General features: G+C 69.6%; 18 protein-coding genes. 1 reads left to right on the top strand and 17 read right to left on the bottom strand.

Annotated features, from left to right (window positions below):
* Window positions 1-4 precede the first annotated feature (4 nt).
* The 14 genes from ACIQZN_RS00685 to ACIQZN_RS00620 form a co-directional block, all read right to left on the bottom strand.
* Window positions 5-1204, bottom strand: coding sequence for a lytic transglycosylase domain-containing protein (locus tag ACIQZN_RS00685; RefSeq protein WP_403986274.1), 1200 nt, complete (start codon window positions 1202-1204; stop codon window positions 5-7).
* A gap of 20 nt (window positions 1205-1224) precedes the next feature.
* A complete protein-coding gene (locus ACIQZN_RS00680) occupies window positions 1225-1968 on the bottom strand; it encodes a hypothetical protein (RefSeq protein WP_403986271.1) in 744 nt (247 codons plus the stop codon).
* A 33-nt stretch (window positions 1969-2001) separates the two neighbouring features.
* Window positions 2002-2532 carry a nuclear transport factor 2 family protein gene (locus ACIQZN_RS00675; RefSeq protein WP_403986268.1) on the bottom strand — a complete coding sequence of 177 codons (531 nt, stop codon included), beginning with the start codon at window positions 2530-2532 and terminating at the stop codon, window positions 2002-2004.
* A 75-nt stretch (window positions 2533-2607) separates the two neighbouring features.
* Window positions 2608-3195: a hypothetical protein gene (locus tag ACIQZN_RS00670; protein WP_403986265.1), complete on the bottom strand. Its 588-nt coding sequence runs from the start codon at window positions 3193-3195 to the stop codon at window positions 2608-2610.
* Window positions 3192-3713 carry a hypothetical protein gene (locus tag ACIQZN_RS00665; RefSeq protein WP_403986262.1) on the bottom strand — a complete coding sequence of 174 codons (522 nt, stop codon included), beginning with the start codon at window positions 3711-3713 and terminating at the stop codon, window positions 3192-3194. The genes ACIQZN_RS00670 and ACIQZN_RS00665 overlap by 4 nt, the downstream gene beginning before the upstream one ends.
* The gene (locus ACIQZN_RS00660) at window positions 3710-4972 is read right to left on the bottom strand and encodes an MCE family protein (protein WP_403986259.1); all 1263 of its coding nucleotides are present in this window, start codon (window positions 4970-4972) and stop codon (window positions 3710-3712) included. Before ACIQZN_RS00660 ends, ACIQZN_RS00665 begins: the two co-directional genes overlap by 4 nt.
* Window positions 4969-6141 (bottom strand): MCE family protein, encoded by a 1173-nt coding sequence (locus tag ACIQZN_RS00655; RefSeq protein WP_403986256.1) that lies wholly within the window; start codon window positions 6139-6141, stop codon window positions 4969-4971. Before ACIQZN_RS00655 ends, ACIQZN_RS00660 begins: the two co-directional genes overlap by 4 nt.
* A complete protein-coding gene (locus ACIQZN_RS00650) occupies window positions 6138-7277 on the bottom strand; it encodes an MCE family protein (RefSeq protein ID WP_403986253.1) in 1140 nt (379 codons plus the stop codon). Before ACIQZN_RS00650 ends, ACIQZN_RS00655 begins: the two co-directional genes overlap by 4 nt.
* Before the next feature lies 1 nt (window position 7278).
* Window positions 7279-8295 carry an MCE family protein gene (locus ACIQZN_RS00645; RefSeq protein ID WP_403986250.1) on the bottom strand — a complete coding sequence of 339 codons (1017 nt, stop codon included), beginning with the start codon at window positions 8293-8295 and terminating at the stop codon, window positions 7279-7281.
* Window positions 8292-9323: an MCE family protein gene (locus ACIQZN_RS00640; protein ID WP_403986247.1), complete on the bottom strand. Its 1032-nt coding sequence runs from the start codon at window positions 9321-9323 to the stop codon at window positions 8292-8294. The genes ACIQZN_RS00645 and ACIQZN_RS00640 overlap by 4 nt, the downstream gene beginning before the upstream one ends.
* A complete protein-coding gene (locus ACIQZN_RS00635; RefSeq protein WP_403986244.1) occupies window positions 9320-10624 on the bottom strand; it encodes an MCE family protein in 1305 nt (434 codons plus the stop codon). Before ACIQZN_RS00635 ends, ACIQZN_RS00640 begins: the two co-directional genes overlap by 4 nt.
* On the bottom strand, window positions 10624-11427 hold the full coding sequence (locus ACIQZN_RS00630; RefSeq protein ID WP_403986241.1) for an MlaE family ABC transporter permease: 804 nt from the start codon (window positions 11425-11427) through the stop codon (window positions 10624-10626). Before ACIQZN_RS00630 ends, ACIQZN_RS00635 begins: the two co-directional genes overlap by 1 nt.
* 3 nt (window positions 11428-11430) lie before the next feature.
* Window positions 11431-12291, bottom strand: a complete 861-nt coding sequence (locus tag ACIQZN_RS00625) for an ABC transporter permease (RefSeq protein WP_403986238.1) — start codon at window positions 12289-12291, stop codon at window positions 11431-11433.
* A complete protein-coding gene (locus ACIQZN_RS00620; RefSeq protein ID WP_403986235.1) occupies window positions 12288-13283 on the bottom strand; it encodes an ABC transporter ATP-binding protein in 996 nt (331 codons plus the stop codon). The genes ACIQZN_RS00625 and ACIQZN_RS00620 overlap by 4 nt, the downstream gene beginning before the upstream one ends.
* Before the next feature lie 795 nt (window positions 13284-14078).
* On the opposite strand from ACIQZN_RS00620, the gene ACIQZN_RS00615 reads away from it, so the two are divergent.
* A complete protein-coding gene (locus ACIQZN_RS00615) occupies window positions 14079-14987 on the top strand; it encodes a hypothetical protein (protein ID WP_403986232.1) in 909 nt (302 codons plus the stop codon).
* Window positions 14988-15064: 77 nt separating this feature from the next.
* Here the strand turns inward: ACIQZN_RS00615 and ACIQZN_RS00610 are convergent, their stop codons facing one another.
* From ACIQZN_RS00610 to ACIQZN_RS00600, 3 genes are all read right to left on the bottom strand, one after another.
* Complete coding sequence (locus tag ACIQZN_RS00610; RefSeq protein ID WP_403986229.1) at window positions 15065-16534, bottom strand: DUF6801 domain-containing protein; 1470 nt, start codon at window positions 16532-16534, stop codon at window positions 15065-15067.
* Window positions 16535-16651: 117 nt separating this feature from the next.
* Window positions 16652-17266 (bottom strand): hypothetical protein, encoded by a 615-nt coding sequence (locus ACIQZN_RS00605; protein WP_403986226.1) that lies wholly within the window; start codon window positions 17264-17266, stop codon window positions 16652-16654.
* 110 nt (window positions 17267-17376) lie between these two features.
* Window positions 17377-17994 carry a hypothetical protein gene (locus tag ACIQZN_RS00600; RefSeq protein WP_403986223.1) on the bottom strand — a complete coding sequence of 206 codons (618 nt, stop codon included), beginning with the start codon at window positions 17992-17994 and terminating at the stop codon, window positions 17377-17379.
* Window positions 17995-18543: the final 549 nt, after the last annotated feature.

Here is an 18543-nt window from a genome sequence, read left to right as displayed (position 1 = left end):
CCCCTTAGTCCGCCGTGGGCGGCAGGGTGGGCGTGGTGCAGGGTTCGGCGGTCTCCGTGGGGTCCGGTGAGGGCGAGCCGGTGGGCTCGGTGGTGTCGGTCGGGTCGGGCGTCGGCGTGGTCGTGCAGCCCGGGTCCGGCTTCGTCGTGGTCGGGTCCGGGTCGGGGGTGGTGCTCGGGTCCGGCGTCGTGGAGCCGGGGTCCGACGGGTCGGGCGAGGGGCCGGCGGTGTCCGTCGGGTCCGGGTCGGGCGTGGTGCTCGGGTCCGGGTCGTGGGTGCCCGGTGTGGTCGGGCGGGTACTGGGCTGCGGGCCGACCTCGATGCCGCCGCCGTCGTCCTTGGAGCCGGAGCCGCCCAAGGGGTGCTTGGGCTTGTTGGGGCTGCCCGCGCCGGGGCTCCTGGGGATGGGGCCCGTGCCGTCGGTGACCGGGTGGATGCCCTTGCGGTAGAACTCCAGCCAGGACAGGACCGTACGCAGATACGTTTCGGAGTGGTTGTAGCTGAGGATCGCCCGGTTCATGTCGGAGGGGATCGACAGATCGCGGATCCCGGCGCAGAGGTAGGCCCCGGCGGCGAGCGCCGCGTCGTACACGTTGTTCGGGTCCCGGCGCCCGTCGCCGTTGCCGTCGCGGCCCCAGTGCGCCCATGTCGAGGGGATGAACTGCATCGGGCCGACCGCCCGGTCGTACGTCGCGTCCCCGTCGTAGGCGCCGCCGTCGGTGTCCGCGATGTCGGCGAACCCGGCGCCGTTGAGGACCGGGCCGAGGATCGGCGAGACGGTCGTGCCGTTCTTGTCGACCCGGCCGCCGGCCGCGTGCCCGGACTCGACCTTGCCGATCGCCGCCAGTAACTGCCAGGGCAGCCGGCAGCCGGGATCGCTGCGCCCCGTCGTCGTCTCGGCCTTGCGATAGGCGGCGAGCACGGTCGCCGGGATGCCGGCCTCGGCCCACGACTGCTTGGCGGCGGGGCTCTGCTTCGCGCCCTTCTTCGGCGGCTTCGGGCTCTTCAGCGGCGGGAGTTCGGTGTGGTACGAGTCGTCGTTGGGGACCTCGGACCAGACGACGTCGTCGGTCTTGTGGCGGGGCTTCGGGGTCTCCTCGTGCGCGGCGAGCTGGGGTGCCTGGGAGGCCGTGAGCGCGGCCATCGCGGCGACGGCGGCGGCGGTGCCGCCGAGTCCTCGGCGCATGGTGCCGTTGAACCTCATGCGTACCTTCCTCCGTGGGGTCACCGGGTGAACGTGTCGATCGCGGAGATCCGCCAACTGCCGCCCTTGCGGACGGCGTCCACGCTGAACATGGCGGCGGCGTACGTGGTCTCCTCGGACTTGCCGGTACGGGTGTTGCGCTGGTCGGCGTAGATCAGCAGCCGGGCCCGGTCGCCGTCGAGCATCTCGACGCCGCTGTCGGTGACGGTCGTGGTGAGGACCAGCTTCTGCTTCGGCGCCTGCGCCCGGACCTCGGCGAGCATGTCCGCGTGCTGCTGGACCGCCTTGCCGGTCAGATACTTCGTCACCGCCGCCTCGGCCTTGGTGGGTGAGGCGTAGTCGTACGAGAAGACCGCGCCGACGGCCTCGGTGATCTGGCCCTTCACCTCGCTGGTGCGGCTGATGTCGGTCAGGGCGGTGTTCTGCCGGCCGGGGTCGTCGCGCAGGCTCGCCGCCGAGGTGAACGCCCAGGCGGCGACGGCGCCGAGGAGGAGGGTGAGGACGCAGAGGACGGCGGGCAGGCCGAGGCGCGGGAGGCGCCGGGCGGTGGCCTTCTTCGCGTCCGGCTCCGCCTCTCCTTCGTCCTCCTTCTGGCTCTCCTCGCTCTCCTCGCTCTCCGGAGCCGCCTCGTCCTGTGTGGCGTCGGGCTTTTCCAGGTCCGGCCCGCGCCCGGGGCGGGGCGGGGCGGGCGTCGCGGCGCGCTCGGCGGCGGCGACGGTGGCCAGGCGGCGCTGACGATTGACCAGGTGACGGGTGGTCGACATGTCCGGGTTCCTCTCGGTGCGGGGGCGGGGGTGTCAGCCGGCGGTGTTGCCGACGGGCGCCTGGCCGAGGGCGCTGAGCTTCCACCCGTCGGGGGTGCGGGTGAGCTGGCCGAGCATCCGGCTCTCCTTCACCGCGGGCTTGCCCTTCGGCGCGGTCACGGTCACCCGGAGCGCCACCATGACCCCGGCCTTCCCGGCCCGGTCGTCCAGCTCGGTGACCGCGCCGGCCATCACCTTGGCGGTGCTGACGGTCTTCGCCTCCTGGATCTGTTTCACGAACCCGCCGCGACCGTCGACCAGTTGCTGGTGCAGGTCACCGGTGGTGGAGTCCTCCCAGCTGTCGAGCCCTTCGTCGATCCGCGCGTGGTCCAGCGTGTTCATGTTCTGCACGGCCTGCTCCCCCGCCGCCAGCACCTCGTCGCGGGTCTGGGCGTACGTGGCCGAGCTGTCGTGCCCCGCCTGGTACCGGGACACCCCGCCCCAGCCCGCGGCGCCGGCCGCCGCGACCGTCAGCACGATCGCCGCCGCCACCAGCGGATTCCTCGTCATCGCTACCCGTGCCATCGCTGCCTCTCCCTGCCGGCGGTCCCGCCGTGCTGTGCTGTCCGTGCTCGGTGGTGCGGTGGTGCTTCTCGCGATTTACCGGGAGGTGATCTCCACGATCGTCCAGTGCCCATCGCGCAGTCGGGCCGTGACGGAGAGCTGCGCGGCCGCCTTGCTCGCCGCCTTGCCCTTGCGCTCGTAGACCTGGTCGAGGAAGACGAGCAGGTGGGCGCTGTCGGGCGTCAGCCGGGTCACCCCGGCGCGCACGACATGGGTGGTGAGGGTGAGCTTCTGGTCGGCCGACTGCTTCTCGACCTGGCCGAACAGTGCCGCGTACTGCTGGAGCGCCTTGCCCGCGAGCAGCTTCTGCGCGGACGCCTTGGTGGTGGCGGTGCCGTCGGGGCTGTACGAGAAGACCTTGCCGAGGGCGTTGGTGACCTCGCCGGCCACCTGGGCGGTCGCCGCGCTGTCGGTCAGCGCCCGGTTGGACGTGGCGGGCGTGTCCCGCAACTGCCTCCCCGCCACGTACATCACGGCTCCGGCCGCGAGCAGCGCGACGACGAGGACTCCGGCGAGGACGCGCGGCCAACGGCGGGCCGGGCGGGTGTCGGTGTCCCCGGTGCCCCCGGTGTCCTCGGGCGGCTCGACGGCGGCCTCCGGCTTCTCCTCGACGTCCGTGTTCATGCGCCGCTCCCTATGCCGAGCGCCGTGAGCGCCTTGATCTTCCAGCCGTCCCCGGTCCGGGCGAGCGTGGCCTCGAAGCGTTTGCGCTCGGTGCCCGCCTTGCCGGTGCGCGGGGTGACCTCGACGTCGACGGTCGCGATCATCAGCGCGGTGCCGGTCCGCTCGTCCAGCTCCGTGAGCGCGGCGTCGGTGACCTTGCCGCGTGCGGTGGCGCCGGATGCCTTGAGGTCGGCGGCGTCCTTCTTCCGGGTCCGCTTCAGCTGGTCGTACAACGGGCCGGTGGCGGACTCCAGCCAGCCGGCCAGGCCGGTGTCCACGCCGGCCGCGTCCTTGCCGTCCAGAGAGTTGAGCCGGGCCAGCGCCTGCCGGCCGTCCGCGAGGGCGGCGTCCCGGCTCTTGGCGTAGGCCAGGTCGTCGTCGCCGCGCGCCTGGGCGTACGACCAGCCGCCCAGGGCGCAGACGAGGGCCGCGATCAGCAGGACGGCCCAGCCGCCGAGGCTTCGCGTACGGGGGTTCACTCGCCGTCCTCCTGTCCCAGGCCGAGCAGCCCGGCCATGCCCCGGGCCTCCGGTGCCGCGTCGGTCGCGGCGCCGAGCACTCTGGGCAGCCGGTCCTCGCCGGTGTCCCCGACGAGCAGCGCGCCGGCCTTCGCCGGTGCGGGGAGCGGGCCGCCCGTCGGGGCGTTGGCGCTGCCCCGGACGTCGATGCCGGTGCCGGGCGAGGCGGCGCAGCGGGCCTTGGTGTTGAGGGCGGGGGCGGTCGAGAGGTCGAGGCCGTTGCGGTAGGTCGTGCCCTCGTAGCCGGCGGTGCAGGGCAGCGGCTCGAAGAAGGTGATCGACATGCCGAACCGGGCGCCGTCCTCGTCCACCGCGCTGGCCCCGGCGGCCGCGACGGCGGGGAGCTTCACGAGCAGTTCCTCCAGGCCGCGCTGGCGGGTGACGGCGACGTCGGAGGTGGTGAGGAGGTTGGCGACGACGACCCCGAAGCTGGGTTCGACGTCCCGGAGGAGTCCGCTGATCTGGTTCGTCGCGTCGGGGGCGGCGGCGATCAGTTTCCGCAGATCGGTGTCGGACCCCTTGAGCTGGGCGGCCAGCTCCTTCGCGCCGGAGGCGAAGCCCTTGAGTGCTTCGCCCTGTTCGACCTGGGTGCGCAGGACGGTCTTGCCGTCCTCCATCAGCCGGGTGGTGACGGGCAGCGCGTCGTCGGCGGCGTCCACGAAGTCGCTGCCGGTGTCCAGGAGGACCTGGAGGTCGTCGCCGCGCCCGCTGAACGCGGTGCCGAACTCGTCGACGACGGTGCGCAGGGACTCCAGGTCGACCGAGGAGGTGAGGTCGTTGACGCTGGTGAGGACGTTGGTCACGGGTGCCGGGACGGTGGTCTCGGCCTGGTCGATGACCGAGCCGTTCGCGAGGTAGGGGCCCTCGGTGCGGGTCGGCCGCAGGTCGACGTACTGCTCGCCGACGGCGGAGAGGTTGGCCACGACCGCCTTGAGGTCGTCGGGGATGCTGGGTGCGGACTTGTTGATCCGCAGCTCGGCCTCGACGCCGTCGTCGGTGAGTTCGATGGGTCCGACCCGGCCGACCGAGACCCCTCGGTAGGTGATGTTGGAGTGGGTGAAGAGGCCCCCGGTGCGCGGGAGTTGCATCTTGACCGTGTAGTAGTCCCGCATGCCGACGTAATGGCCGAGGTCGGCGTAGCGCACCCCGAGGTAGGCGAGCACCAGCACGGAGATGATGAGGAAGGCGATGTTCTTGAGCCGGATGGCGAGGGTGATCATCGGTTGCTCCCCTTCGAGTCCGTGGGCCGGCTCGTCGTCGGCGCCGAGGTCGCGGGGAGCGGCAGCGGCAGTCCGGCGCCGGCGGCCGACGGGGCCTGAGCGGGTGGCGTCTCCGGGTCCGGGTTGTAGGCGGGGATGATCTGGGTGCCGGGTTCGGCCGTCAGGTCCAGGTACACGTTGAGGTAGTCGCCCTTCACGCCGCGCAGCACCTCGTCCGTGAACGGGTAGGTGAGCAGCACCTGGAGGGAGTCGGGCAGGTCGTTGCCGGAGTCGGCGAGGGCCTTCAGGGTGGGGGCGAGGGCCTTGAGGTCGGCGATGGTGTCCGCCTTGCTCCGGTTGATGGTGGTGACGGCGACGTCGGAGAGGGTGTCCAGGGAGCGGAGCATCGTCATGAGCGATCCGCGCTGTTTCTCCAGGACCTTCATGCCGGGGCTGAGCTTGGTGAGGACCGTGCCGACCTGCTCCTTGCGGCCGGCGAGGGTGCTCGAGAGCCGGTTGACGCCGTCGAGCGCGGCGGTGATGTCGCCGCGGTGGTCGTCCAGGTTGGTGACGAGCTTGTCGACCCGGTGGAGCATGGACTTGACCTGGGGTTCCTGCCCGCTCAGGGCCTTGTTGAGTTCGGTGGTGATGGTCTTGAGCTGCTGGACGCCGCCGCCGTTGAGGAGCAGGGACAGGGCGCCGAAGACCTCTTCGACCTCGGGGTTGCGGTTGGTGCGGCTGAGCGGGATGCGGTCGCCGTCGGCGAGGGTGCCCTGCTCCTTGCCCTTGGCGGGCGGCTGGAGCTGGACGTACTTCTCGCCGAGCAGGCTGGACTGTTCCAGGTGGGCGTAGGCGTTGGCGGGAAGGTCGATCTTCCCGTTCACCTTCATGGTGACCCGGGCCTGCCAGCCGTCGGGCGCCAGCGAGATCCTGGTGACCCGGCCGACGGCGACGTCGTTGACCTTGACCGAGGACTGCGGGGAGAGGCTGAGCACGTCCCCGAAGTCCGCGGTGATCTCGTACGGGTGGTCGCCGAGGTCGGCGCCGCCGGGCAGCGGCAGGTCCTCGATGCCGGAGAAGTGCGGGGCTCCGCATCCGGTGACGAAGAGGGTGCAGCACAGGCCGAGCGCGACGAGTGCCGGTCCGCCGGTGGTGCCGAGGGCCGCGGGTCTGCGCGGTCGCCGGTTCATCGGTTCGCCCCCTTCGTGTCCTTGGCGTCCTTGCCGCCCTTGGCGTCGGCGGCTTCCTTCGGGGTGCCGTAGACCGTGCCCACGGCCGGGAGCGGCAGCGTGGGAAGGGCCTTCTGCCGTTCGGTGTCCACCGGGGAGAGTCCCTGGAGGGCGAGGGAGGATTCGAGGAGCGGGCCGCCCATGCTGAGCTCGTTGAGGTTGGTCCGGCCGTTGAGGGTGCGGTGTTCGGGGTCGTACGCGTTGAGGACGTTGCCCGCCGCGAGCGGCAGGACGTCCATCGACTCGGCCAGCGAGGCGCGCTGGTCGACGAGGGCCTGGGTGATCGGCACGAGGGCGTCCACGTTCTTCTTGAGCTCGCCCCGGTTGTCCTTGATGAAGGTCTTCACCTGGCCGAGCGCGGTGCCGAGTTCCTTGAGGGCGGCGCCGAGGTTCTTCTTGTCGTCGGCGAGGAAGCCGGTGACGGAGTTCAGCTGCTGCTCGGCGGCGCGGACGTTGCCGTCGTTGTCCTTGAGCATGGTGGTGAAGGTCTGGAGGTAGGACAGCGTGTCGAAGAGGTTGCCGCTCGACTTGTCCAGGGTCTTGGTGGCCTTGCCGAACTGCTCGATGGAGTCGCCGATGTCCTTGCCGTTGCCCTTGAGGTTCTTGGCCCCGGTGTCCAGGAGTCCGGCGAAGGCCCCTTCGGCGTTCGCCCCGTCGGGGCCGAGCGCGGTGGAGAGTTCGGTGATGGAGGCGTAGAGCTGGTCGACCTCCACCGGGGTCGCGTTGTTCGCGGCGGGCAGCTGGGCGCCGTCCTCCATGGCCGCTCCGCCGGTGTAGGCGGGGGCGAGCTGGACGTACCGGTCGGCGACCAGGCTGGGGGCGACGACGACGGCGTGCGCGTCCTTGGGGACCTGGACGCCCTTGTCGATGTGCAGGACGACCTTGACGTCCTTGCCGCGCGGTTCGACGGATTCGACGCGGCCCACGCGTACGCCGAGTATCCGCAGGTCGGAACCGGCGTACACGCCGGTGACCTGGTCGAAGTAGGCGGTGACGGTGGTGCCGCCCTGCTCCTCCAGGGCCGAGACCCCGGAGGTGGCGGCGACGGCCACGACGACGAGGCCGGCGCCGATGCCGATGACGCGGGTGAGTCTCATCTCAGTGCCCGCCTTCCTGCTTCGGCGGCATGCAGCCGGTCGCCGGGGGTGTGTTCGCGGGCAGGTAGTTCTTGGGAACGACCCCGCAGACGTAGTTGTCGAACCAGCGGCCGTTGCCGAGGGTGTTGCCGACGAGCCGGTTGTAGGAGCCGGCGAGCGCGAGGACCTGGTCGAGGCTCTTGCGGTTCTTCTTGAGCACCTCGGTGACCCGGCCGAGCGCCTTGAGGGTCGGCTTCAGCTGCTTGTTGTTGTCGGAGACGAGACCGGTGAGCTGGGTGCCCAGGTCGCGGGTGCCGGTGAGCAGGAGGTGGATGGAGTCACGGCGGGCCTGGATCTCGCCGAGGAGCAGGTTGCCGTCGTCCAGGAGGGTTTCGAAGCCGCTCTTCTTGTCGGCGAGGGTCTTGGTGAGCTGCTTGCTGCCCTTGAGCAGGGTCGCCAGCTGGGCGTCGCGTTCGGAGACGGTCTTCGACAGCGCGGAGAGTCCCTTGGCGGCGCTCTTCACGTCGGGCGGGGAGTCCTTGAAGGTGGCGGAGATCGTCTCGAAGCTCTTGGCGAGCTGCTTGGTGTCGATCTCCCCGATGGTCTCGCCCAGTCCGTTGAACGCCTGGGTGACGTCGTACGGGGAGGTGGTGCGGGAGGCCGTGATGCGCTCGTCCGGGTCCTGCGGGGAGTCGCCGAGCGGGTCGACGGCGAGGTACTTCTCGCCGAGGAGCGTCTTGATGGCGATGCCGACGGTGCTGGCGTTGCCGATCCAGGCGTCCTTGACCTTGAAGGTGACCTTCACTTTGGCGCCGTCGAGGGAGACCCCGGTGACCTTGCCGACCTTGACGCCGGCGATGCGGACCTCGTCGCCCGCGCCGAGCCCGGCGGACTCGGTGAAGTCGGCGCTGTAGGTGGTGCCGCCGCCGATGAAGGGGAGTGAGTCGGCCCGGTAGGCGCCGAATCCGATGAGGGCGAGCAGGAGCAGGCCCACGATGCCGACGGCGACGGGGTTGCGGTGGCGTATCGGCTTGATCATGACAGGCACCTCGGCTGGGTGATCTCGATGCCGGTCGGCGGGGTGCTGCCGTCGCTCGTCGTCACGCCGCTGACCTTGGCCTCGCAGAGGTAGAGGTTGAGCCAGGAGCCGTACGAGGTGAGGCGGCCGATGGCCTCCATCTTGGCCGGGGTCTTCCGGAGGAAGTTCTCGATCTTCGGGGTGTTGTCGGCCAGGTTCCCGGAGAGCCGGCCGAGCTGCTTGATGTCGTCCTTGAGGGGTTTGCGGCCGTCCTCGAAGAGGTCCGCGGTGACCGTGGTGAGCGCGCCCATCGCGGTGACGGCCTCACCGAGCGGCTTGCGGTCGCCCGCGAAGCCGGTGACGAGGGCCTGGAGGGTGTCGACCAGGTCGTTGAAGCCGGCTTCCCGGTCGTTGACGGTCTTCAGGACCGAGTTGAGGCTCTTGATCACCTCGCCGATCACCTGGTCCTTGGCGGCGACCGTGCCGGTCAGCGAGCCGACGTGCTGGAGGATGGAGTCGACGGTGCCGCCCTCGCCCTGGAGCACCTGGACGATGGAGCCGGCCAGCTCGTTGACGTCGGGCGGTGAGAGCCCTTCGAAGAGGGGCTGGAAGCCGTTGAAGAGCTGGGTGAGGTCGAGCGCCGGGGTGGTGCGCGACAGCGGGATCGTGGCGCCGGCGGCGAAGCTCTCGCCGACGGGGCCCGCGCCCTGGTCCAGGTCGATGTAGCGCTGGCCGACCATGTTGAGGTATTTGATCGACGCGGTCACGGAGGCCGGGAGCCTCTTGCTCTTGCGGACGCTGAAGCGGACCTCGGCGAGCCGGCGGTCGGCGACCTCGATGGACTCGACCTGGCCGACCTTGACTCCGGCGATGCGGACGCTGTCGCCGGCGATGAGGCCGGTGGCGTCGGTGAACCGGGCCTTGTACGAACGGGTCTCGCCCACACCGGTGTTGGCGATGGACAGGGCCAGGACCGTGGTGGCCAGGCTCGTCACCACGATGAACACGAGGGATTTCGCGAGCGGCCCCGCGAGGGAACGGCGCTTCACTTGAGCTTCACCTCCACACCGCGGAAGGCCGGGCCGATGAGCACGCTGCTCCACTCGGGCAGGGCCTGCGGCCGGACTTTCAGTGAGGGAGCGACCAGCTCGTTGACGAGCCGGCTCTCCTGCGGCGAGTTGGGCATGCCCAGCGACGGGTCGGCGGCCGGGATCTCGACCGGCGTGGCCGGGTCCGGGTCGGCCGGGGCGGTGTCGGCGGCGGTCCTGGCGTCGGCGGTGGGCACGGTCTGGCCGACGTACGGGATGGCGTAGCAGTGCGGTCCGCCGGTGGCGTTGTAGACCGGGGTGTCCTTGCCGGCGACGTACTTCCCCTTGGAGGGAACGGTCTTGAGGGTGACGTGCAGCCCGGGCCGGCCGGTGCCCTTGCCGAGCGCCTTGTCCATGGCCGGGACGAAGTTGGCCACGGTGCGCAGGGTGCAGGGGAACTCCGAGGAGTACTTCGCCAGGGTCTCCAGGGTGGGCCTGCCGCTCGCGGCGAGCCGGATGAGGTTGTCCTTGTTCCGCTGGAGGAAGGCGGTGACGTCGCGGGCGGACGCGGTGGTGGAGCCGTACACGTTGGCGAGGTTCGCCTGCTGTTCGGCGAGGGTGCCGCTCGTGGTGGTGAAGTCGGTGAGGGCGTCCAGGACGTCGGGGGCGGAGTCCGCGTAGAGCCGGCTCACCTTGACGAGTTCCTTGATGTCCTCGTTGAGCGTGGGGAGTTGGGGGTTGAACTTCTGGAGGTGGGCGTCCAGCTTCACCAGGGTGTCGCCCAGCTTCTCGCCCCGGCCCTCCAGCGCGGTGGAGACCGCGTTGAGGGTGGCGGACAGCTTCTCCGGCTTCACTGCGGTGAGCAGCGGCAGGACGTTGTCGAGGACCTCTTCCAGCTCGATGGCGTTGCTGGACCGGTCCTGCGGGATGACGTCCCCGGCGTCGAGGGTCTTCGTCGAGGGCACGGGGGGCGGTACGAGGGCGACGAACCGTTCCCCGAAGAGGGTGGTGGGCAGCATCTGGGCGGTGACGTCGGCCGGGATGCGGTCCAGCTTGTCGGGCTTGATCGCGAGGGTGAGCCGGGCCCCTTCGCCGTCGGCCGAGATGTTCCGGACCTGGCCGACGACGACGCCGCGCAGTTTCACATCGGCGTTCTCGTGCATCTCGTTGCCGACGCTCGATGTGCGTACGGTGACGGTCGCGTCGTGCGTGAAGTCCTTCTCGTACACCGAGACCGAGACCCAGATGAGGACGGCGGGCACGAGGAAGAGGGCGACTCCGGCGGTTCTGCGGGTGGCGGTCCGGGCGGCGCGGGATGTCATCAGCCGGCCACCTTCACCGTCGTCGTGGCGCCCCAGATGGCGAGCGAGAGGAAGAAGTCGGTGACGCTGATCAGCACGATCGCGTTCCGCACGGACCGGCCGACGGCCACACCCACCCCGGCGGGACCGCCGGTGGCGTGGAATCCGTAGTAGCAGTGGGCGAGGATCACCATCACGCTGAAGATCAGCACCTTGAGCACCGACAGGAGCACGTCCGCCGGGGACAGGAAGAGGTTGAAGTAGTGGTCGTACGTGCCCGCGGACTGCCCGTTGAACAGGACGGTGACGTAGCGGGACGCGACGTACGAGGAGAGCAGCCCGATCGCGTACAGCGGGATGATCGCGACGACCCCGGCGATGATGCGCGTGGTGACGAGGTAGGGCATCGAGCGCACGCCCATCGATTCGAGGCCGTCGACCTCCTCGTTGATGCGCATGGCGCCGAGCTGCGCGGTGAAGCCGGCGCCGACGGTCGCGGAGAGGGCGAGTCCGGCGACGAGCGGGGCGATCTCGCGGGTGTTGAAGTACGCGGAGATGAAGCCGGTGAACGCGGCGGTGCCGATCTGGTTGAGGGCCGCGTAGCCCTGGAGTCCGACGACCGTGCCGGTGGCCAGGGTCATCGCGATCATCACGCCGATGGTGCCGCCGACGACCCCGAGGCCGCCGCTGCCGAAGGCCACCTCGGCCAGGAGGCGCTGGACCTCTTTGAGGTAGCGGCGCAGGGTGCGCGGAATCCAGATCAGGGCCCTTACGTAGAAGGTGAGTTGGTCACCGGATCTGTCGAGCCAGCTGAGCATTGACATGGGTCAGCTCCCCTTCGCGGGGACGATCTGAAGGTAGATCGCCGTGAGGACCATGTTCACGAAGAACAGCAGCATGAAGGTGATGACGACGGACTGGTTGACCGCGTCGCCCACCCCCTTCGGGCCGCCGCGCGGGTTGAGGCCGCGGTAGGCGGCGACGATCCCGGCGATGAAGCCGAAGATCAGCGCCTTGACCTCGCTGACGTAGAGGTCGGGCAGCTGGGCGAGGGCGGAGAAGCTGGAGAGGTACGCGCCCGGGGTGCCGTGCTGGAGGATCACGTTGAAGAAGTAGCCGCCGAGGGTGCCGACGACCGAGACGAGGCCGTTGAGCAGGACGGCGACGAGCATGGTGGCGAGCACGCGCGGGACGACCAGGCGCTGCACGGGCGAGACGCCCATGACCTCCATGGCGTCCAGCTCCTCGCGGATCTTCCGCGAGCCGAGGTCGGCGCAGATCGCGGACCCGGCGGCCCCGGAGACCAGCAGGGCCACGATGATCGGGCTGGCCTGCTGGATGACGGCGAGGACGCTGGCGCCGCCGGTGAAGGACTGGGCGCCGAGTTGCTGGGTGAGCGAGCCGACCTGGAGGGCGATGACCGCGCCGAACGGGATGGAGACGAGGGCGGCGGGCAGGATGGTCACGCTGGCGACGAACCAGAACTGCTCGATGAACTCCCGCACCTGGAAGGGGCGTCGGAAGGTCTCCCGGGTCACGGTCCCGGCCAGCGCGAACAGCCGTCCGGTCTCGCGCAGCGGCGCGGCGAGCTTGCTGGGGCGCGGGGCCTCCGGCGCCTTCGCCGGCTCCGGGGCGCGGTCCACCGGCTCCGGTTCGCCGGGGGGCCGTACGGGCAGGGGGGCGGTCACCGGCGTCCACCGCCCACGGCCGGGCTGTAGCTGTTGAGGATGGCGGTACGGGCCGCCTCCGGCAGCTCGCCGAGCATCGACATGACGCGTTCCCGGCGGCGCAGGGCGCCTTGGCGCACCGGCAGGCCCGGTGAGGGCTCCAGCTGGGGGACGACGGTGCGGGGGGCGTTGGCCGAGCTGATGCCCTGGCCGTAGCCGTTCAGTTCCTCGGCGGCGAGGGTGGCGGCGTCCTTCTCCTCGGACATGCCGATGGGCCCCTCGCAGCGGCCGGCGAGGAACTGGTTGACGACGGGCAGGTCGCTGGTGAGCAGCACCTCGCGCGGCCCGAAGGTGACGAGGTTGCGGCAGAACAGCATCCCCATGTTGTCCGGCACGGTGGAGGCGATGTCGAGGTTGTGGGTGACGATGAGCATCGTCGCGTCGATCTGCGCGTTGAGGTCGACGAGGAGCTGGGAGATGTACGCCGTGCGGACCGGGTCGAGGCCGGAGTCGGGCTCGTCGCAGAGGATGATCTGCGGGTCGAGGACGAGGGCCCGGGCGAGGCCGGCGCGCTTGCGCATGCCGCCGGATATCTCACCGGGGAGCTTGTTCTCCGCACCCAGGAGGCCCACGACGTCGATCCGCTCCATGACGATGCGGCGGATCTCGGATTCCTTCTTCCGGGTGTGCTCCCGGAGCGGGAACGCGATGTTATCGAAAAGCGACATGGACCCGAAAAGGGCGCCGTCCTGGAACATGAGACCGAAGAGCTTGCGCGTCTCCATGATGTCCCGCTCGGAGCCGTTCACCATGTCGACGCCATTGACGAGAACGCGTCCGCGTTCAGGTTTGAGGAGGCCGATGATGGATTTGAGGAACACCGTCTTTCCCGTCCCGGACGGGCCGAGCATGACACTGACCTCGCCTGCGGGAAGCGTGAGCGACACATCCTGCCAGATGTTCTGCTTGCCGAAAGACTTGGTGAGCCCTTCGACCACTACTTCGATTCCCATCCCACCTCCTGCGTGCGCTCACGAAGTGACAGAAATGCGCCGAGGGGCGCACGTTAAGTTCACCGGCACCGCCAGGACAAGCCCTTGAGCAGCCCCTTCGCAAAGATCCGGTCCGTTTGTCATCGGATGACAAATTTCGGTTCCGATCTTGTGAAGTACTGCGCACTGCCGTCCGTCGGTGCAGGCCGGAACCCCGCGGCCCAGGGGGCCGGATATGCGTCCGGGCTCCCTGCCGACGGGTGAGCAATCTCCGGACGCGCCGGAGGAGTTGCTGACGGAGGCGACGCTACGGGTGGGTAACCTGGGCCGCAATACCAGGTCATCAAGTTTTCGCGCGAGGGCGCGAAGGGGGTGATTCTTTCTCATCTGCTGAGCAGAGCGGCCGGAAAAACTGTCGCCGGGTGACAAGTTCCGGGGTCGGCCGGCGGGGCCCGTACGCCGCACAGCGCATCGAGAGGCGCTCGGGACCGGCTCGAATACACAAGCGGCAGGCGGGATTCCGCATATCCGGCCGGCCGGCCTCGCGGCCGTGCCCGCGAGGAGCTGCGCACGAAGTGACAAGAAGGCCGGATCCCGTACTCATCCCTGACGGAGATGCACGACCTGTCCATAGATTCTCATACGGCGGGATTGTGTACCGGTGTTTCCCGCCAGTAACCTCACGGCTCGGTGAATGGGATTTCGTATCGGCCCCGTCCGACGCGCTCCCGGCACCCGCATTCCGCATTCCGTGCTCAATTCGCTGCGCACATCGGAAACAAGGGGAAGACATTGAGAACCTCGAACCGGGTACGTATGGGGCTGTTGGCCTCCTTCACCGCTCTCGCCGCCGTCGCCTCCATCGGGTCAGCCACTGCCGCCACCCAGCTGAACGGCGACTGGGCACCCTTCAGCCGCTGTCCGGTGGACAGCCCGGCCATGCTGGCGGCGGACGGGGCGACTGACATCGCCATCTGCGTCTCCTCGCACTCGGCGAGCGGCTCCATCAAGCTGGGCAACACCGTGGTGCCGGTCGGCGCCAGCGACCTCCAGATCGGCGTGGTCAACCACCCGGGCGCCGTCTCGACCGTGGTCTCCCCGAAGGAGGGGGCACTCGTCGCGGACTCCGCGAAGGTGCCGGGCGGCCTGCTCGGCCTGATGTGCCCCAGCGACGTCCCCGTGATCACGGGGATCTGCAACACGCTCACCGACGTCAGCCTGAACCGGGTGACGGCGACCATCGAGTCGGTCAACACCCCGACCGGCTTCCAGCTCCTGGCGGGCGCGACCACCGGCAAGCCGATCATCACCCTCCCGGTCCGCATCCACCTGCAGAACCAGATCCTCGGCGACAAGTGCTACATCGGCTCCGCCTCGGACCCGATCCTGCTGAAGCCGCAGAACCTGACCCAGCCGGCCGTCACCAGCGAGAACTTCGCCGGTGACGGAACCCCGGACCCGAACGGTCCGATGAGCCGGCTCAGCCTCCAGGGCGCCACCCAGACCGACACGACGTACGCGGTCCCCGGCACCAACGGCTGCGGTCTGCTCGGCTCGCTGAACTGGGCGGTGAACCTGAAGACGGGTCTGCCGGCGGCCTCGGGCAAGAACAGCGTCACGCTGAACAGCGCGCAGACCGACGTGGCGGCGATGGCCGCCCCGGGTGACATCGCCCCGAACGCGGGGAAGGTCATGTCGCAGTACTGGCACTCGGCGGCGCGGTAACCGTCCTCGCGTCCGGAGCCCGAAGGGGCCACCTCCCCGGAGGTGGCCCCTTCGGGGTGTGCCGGCCGGGCGGCGGGCTACGGCGCGGGCTGTTTGCCGGGCAGTTCCGCCGGGGCGGGCGGGCAGTAGGAGTTTTCGGGATTGGTCGGAATACAGGTCGAAGCCTGGTTCATGAAGATCCGGTTTCCGGGCCCCGAGATCGAAGCGGTGAAGAGCGGATTCAGATCCTCGCCGCCCGTCCCGCAGCCGGTGAAAGGCGGGATGGTGACCTCGCCGTCCAAGCGTCCGCCCACCCCCACGTTCACATACGCCGCACCGCCGTTCAGTACCACCTTGAACGGCTTCGACGTCCTGCAGTCGCTGCCCACGTCCAGGGGCGTGCCGTTGATCTTGACATCGTGGAGGCGCAGGGACTGACGGAAGGAGGCCGTGGAGAACGCTTCGGTGCCCACGTTGCCCGTCGAGATGGTGATGGGACCGTTCTCGAACGACACCTTCGCCGTCACCGGCTGAAAGCCGAAGGCGAGAAAAGTGGACTCGGCATCGGGGAGTTCAAGGTTCGCAAGGTTGTCGAACCGGATGTAGTACCCGCCGGCCGCGTCGGGCGGCCGGTTGGTCACGTGCGTCAGTGTCTTCACGCTGATGAGTGCCGGATGATCGGCCGGGTCATTGATGATCATGGCCCCGTCCATCTTCCACACGTTGGCCAAGCCCGCCGCGTTGGCACAGCTGGCCTGCGCATTCGGGTTCTCGAACGACGACACGGGGTCACCCGGCGGGGGCTGCGGTGCGTCGCTCGGGTCCTCCACTCCCACCGGCGGTTCGACAGGGCAGTAGTCGGGGTCCTCATCGTCCTCGGCTGCCGCGGGTTCCACCGCGATGTCCTTGTCCGCCGCCCGCCCGGAGCCATCCACCGGAGTCGTGGGCGTCTCGGGGGTTGCCGACGGCTCGGTGCCGGTGCCGTCGGTCACCCGCGTGGTCGCGAGGTGTCCGTTCTCGCCCTCCTTCAACCGGCACGTCACCGTGGTCAGGGGCGACGCGGTCTTCTCGGGTTCCGCCGCGGCGGACCGCAGCTCGATCTCCAGCTCCTTGACGGAGAAATCGACATCGCCCGCGGACCCCAGCGTCACGTAGGGGACCTCACCGGAGTGGACGAGCGCAACGTCACCCTCGGCGGGGAGAGGGGTGCTCGGCGCGTACAGCTCCCACGGGGCCTCTGTGGACTCGCCGTTCTGGGCGACTTTCACCCTGAGCGCCGCTCGGCTCACGAACGCCTCGGTGCCCTCCGGCAGCAGCCCCGCGAGATCCGCCCTCGAGAGGGTGACGGTGAGCGTCACCGGTCCCGGCTGCACCGGACGGCCGACCTCACCGGTCGCCGGTACGTCCATCGACACGGCGACCGTGGCCGCCACGGTCGCCGTACCGCTGTCCTCGGCTCCGCAGGCGGCGGCGAAGCCGGCCGGCCCGGTGCTCTCATCAGCGGCCGAACCTCCGCCGGACAACAGACCGGCGAGCAGGGCGAGACCCGCGACGGAGGCGACCTTCACGGAACGCCCCGCACGGGTCACGTGTATCTCAGTGTGCATATCGGGCCTGTCCTCCACGAGGTGCGATCGGTTGTACAACTGCGGTGGCGCGGTCAGTCCACGCCTGCGCATTGCGCCCTACAGGGCCCTGATCACCGGTGCCTTGCCGGTCGACGCCATGGCCATGCGCAACGATGCCCTGAGCGCGACGACGTCGCCGTTGTTGACGAGCCCCAGGCAGTTCGCGTTGGACGCGAGCAGGTCACCGGACTTGTCACCGATGACGAGCCTGCCGGTGTCGTTCTCGTAGTGTCCGTGGAGCGTTCCCTTGAAGTCGGCAACGCAACCGAACCCGGCCCAGTGGGCCGAGACTTCGCTGATCCTGACGTCCACCCAGTTCGCATGGGAAGGGTTCTGCCCCACGAGGTCGATGGCCCACGGCGTGGTGCTCGTCGTCACAACCTCGCCGAAGCCGAACTGACAGTTGTGGGTGGTGATGGCATCGATCGTGCCTATCCTGCCGCCGGTCGCGCCGGTCGCTTCGAGTTTTCCAGCATTCACGTCCAACGAATCGCACGCAATGGTCGCAGCTGGAAAGGTCCATGGCGGATGGACAGCATGCGCCGTATACGCCCCTGCGGGCGTCACGCTCCACGACCCCGTCGTGGCGGCCGAGGCCGAGGACACCACCGCCCCGAAGGCAGCAACGAAAGCGGCGGCCACCACGGCGAATCGTCGTGCGGGGATGTTCACGAACTCACGTCCTCAAGATCATGGCGCGGCGTCCGCGCCCCCCAACGAGAAGGCCGGGCCGGCCACGAAGAGGCTTCGTGGCCGGCCCGTACCCGTGTGCTGCTGGGGTCCTACGGCGTCGTGATCTTCGGCGAGGTGCCCGTCGAGGTCACCTTGACGAGGTACGAGGCCTTGAAGGAGGCCACGTCCCCGTTGTTGATCAGGCCGAGGCAGTTGGCGTTGGACGCCTTCAGCTCCGTGCCCGAGCCGTCGATGACCAGCCTGCCGGTGCTGTTGTCGTAGTACCCGTACGCCTTGCCCTTGAAGTCGGCCACGCAGCCGAAGCCGGTGATGTGGGCCGAGATGCCGGTGACGTTGCCCTTGACCCGGTTGGCGTTGGAGGGGTCCACCCCGGTGACGTTGATCGTCCACGGCGTCGCGGTCATGGAGACGGTGAAGGTGATGCCACCGACCGAGCAGCCGGTGAAGCCGATCGTGCCGATGGTCGCCATGTTGGCCCCCGTGGCGCTGGTCGCGGCGACGTTGCCCGCGGTCACGCTGGAGGAGGTACACGTCAGGGTCGCGGCGGGGACGGTCAGCGTGGGGCTGGTCGCGCTGGCGGTGTACGCGCCGTTCGGGGTCGCCGACCACGAGGCCGTGGCGCCGGCGGACGCCGAGGTGGCGGCCATGCCGAGAGCGGCGCTGGCGGCGGTGGCGATGATTGCGGCTCTACGTGCAAGGGTGTTCACGGAATCCGGTTCCCTTCGAGGGTGTGTGACCTGCACCGGGGGGCCACTTCCGGCCGGGTGAGCGGCGCTCCCGGAGTGGGGGGTCACGAGACAGGAATGTGGCAGCCCGACCTGACGGACTGCTCGACCTCTTGCGTTCGGCGATGACGCTACGGGCGAGTAATGTCGCTCCGCAACACGCTGGAACAAAGAATCTCCACAATCATCGTTCCCTCTCAGAAATTGCTTGCGAGGCGAGTACGGCCTGCGGTTTTTTTATCGCGAAGTGAGCAGTTCTCCCGGAGCCGGGGTGCCCACTCCTGCTCACCCGATGACGGAACGGCACCCCGCTCGACCCAACGCCCCACGTCACGGCCCTGCCGTACGGCCTCCCCCGCCACCACCGCCCAACGCGCCGATCGCCCCTCCACGCCCTTGACTTCCCCCCGCCGGCCCGCTGGAATTCACCGCGAATAGCAAGGCGAAAATTGTTCGGGGAGCCGGGAGCACGCGGCGGAGCGGCCGCCGAATTACCGGAATCCGGGCCCCCGCATCAGCACCGCACGAGCG

Origin of the sequence: Streptomyces sp. NPDC097595, assembly GCF_044761525.1 — a bacterium.
Taxonomy (GTDB): Bacteria; Actinomycetota; Actinomycetes; order Streptomycetales; family Streptomycetaceae; genus Streptomyces; species Streptomyces drozdowiczii_A.
Note: the sequence above shows the minus strand (reverse complement) of the source record. Positions and strands in the feature narration are given on the sequence as shown.

Excerpts from the sequence above, each read along its gene's own strand:
- ACIQZN_RS00650 (WP_403986253.1), bottom strand. The coding sequence starts at position 7,277 with ATGAGACTCACCCGCGTCATCGGCATCGGCGCCGGCCTCGTCGTCGTG.
- ACIQZN_RS00685 (WP_403986274.1), bottom strand. The coding sequence starts at position 1,204 with ATGAGGTTCAACGGCACCATGCGCCGAGGACTCGGCGGCACCGCCGCC.
- ACIQZN_RS00635 (WP_403986244.1), bottom strand. The coding sequence starts at position 10,624 with ATGACATCCCGCGCCGCCCGGACCGCCACCCGCAGAACCGCCGGAGTC.
- ACIQZN_RS00675 (WP_403986268.1), bottom strand. The coding sequence starts at position 2,532 with ATGGCACGGGTAGCGATGACGAGGAATCCGCTGGTGGCGGCGGCGATC.
- ACIQZN_RS00655 (WP_403986256.1), bottom strand. The coding sequence starts at position 6,141 with ATGAACCGGCGACCGCGCAGACCCGCGGCCCTCGGCACCACCGGCGGA.
- ACIQZN_RS00680 (WP_403986271.1), bottom strand. The coding sequence starts at position 1,968 with ATGTCGACCACCCGTCACCTGGTCAATCGTCAGCGCCGCCTGGCCACC.
- ACIQZN_RS00645 (WP_403986250.1), bottom strand. The coding sequence starts at position 8,295 with ATGATCAAGCCGATACGCCACCGCAACCCCGTCGCCGTCGGCATCGTG.
- ACIQZN_RS00660 (WP_403986259.1), bottom strand. The coding sequence starts at position 4,972 with ATGATCACCCTCGCCATCCGGCTCAAGAACATCGCCTTCCTCATCATC.
- ACIQZN_RS00630 (WP_403986241.1), bottom strand. The coding sequence starts at position 11,427 with ATGTCAATGCTCAGCTGGCTCGACAGATCCGGTGACCAACTCACCTTC.
- ACIQZN_RS00615 (WP_403986232.1), top strand. The coding sequence starts at position 14,079 with ATGGGGCTGTTGGCCTCCTTCACCGCTCTCGCCGCCGTCGCCTCCATC.
- ACIQZN_RS00620 (WP_403986235.1), bottom strand. The coding sequence starts at position 13,283 with ATGGGAATCGAAGTAGTGGTCGAAGGGCTCACCAAGTCTTTCGGCAAG.
- ACIQZN_RS00670 (WP_403986265.1), bottom strand. The coding sequence starts at position 3,195 with ATGAACACGGACGTCGAGGAGAAGCCGGAGGCCGCCGTCGAGCCGCCC.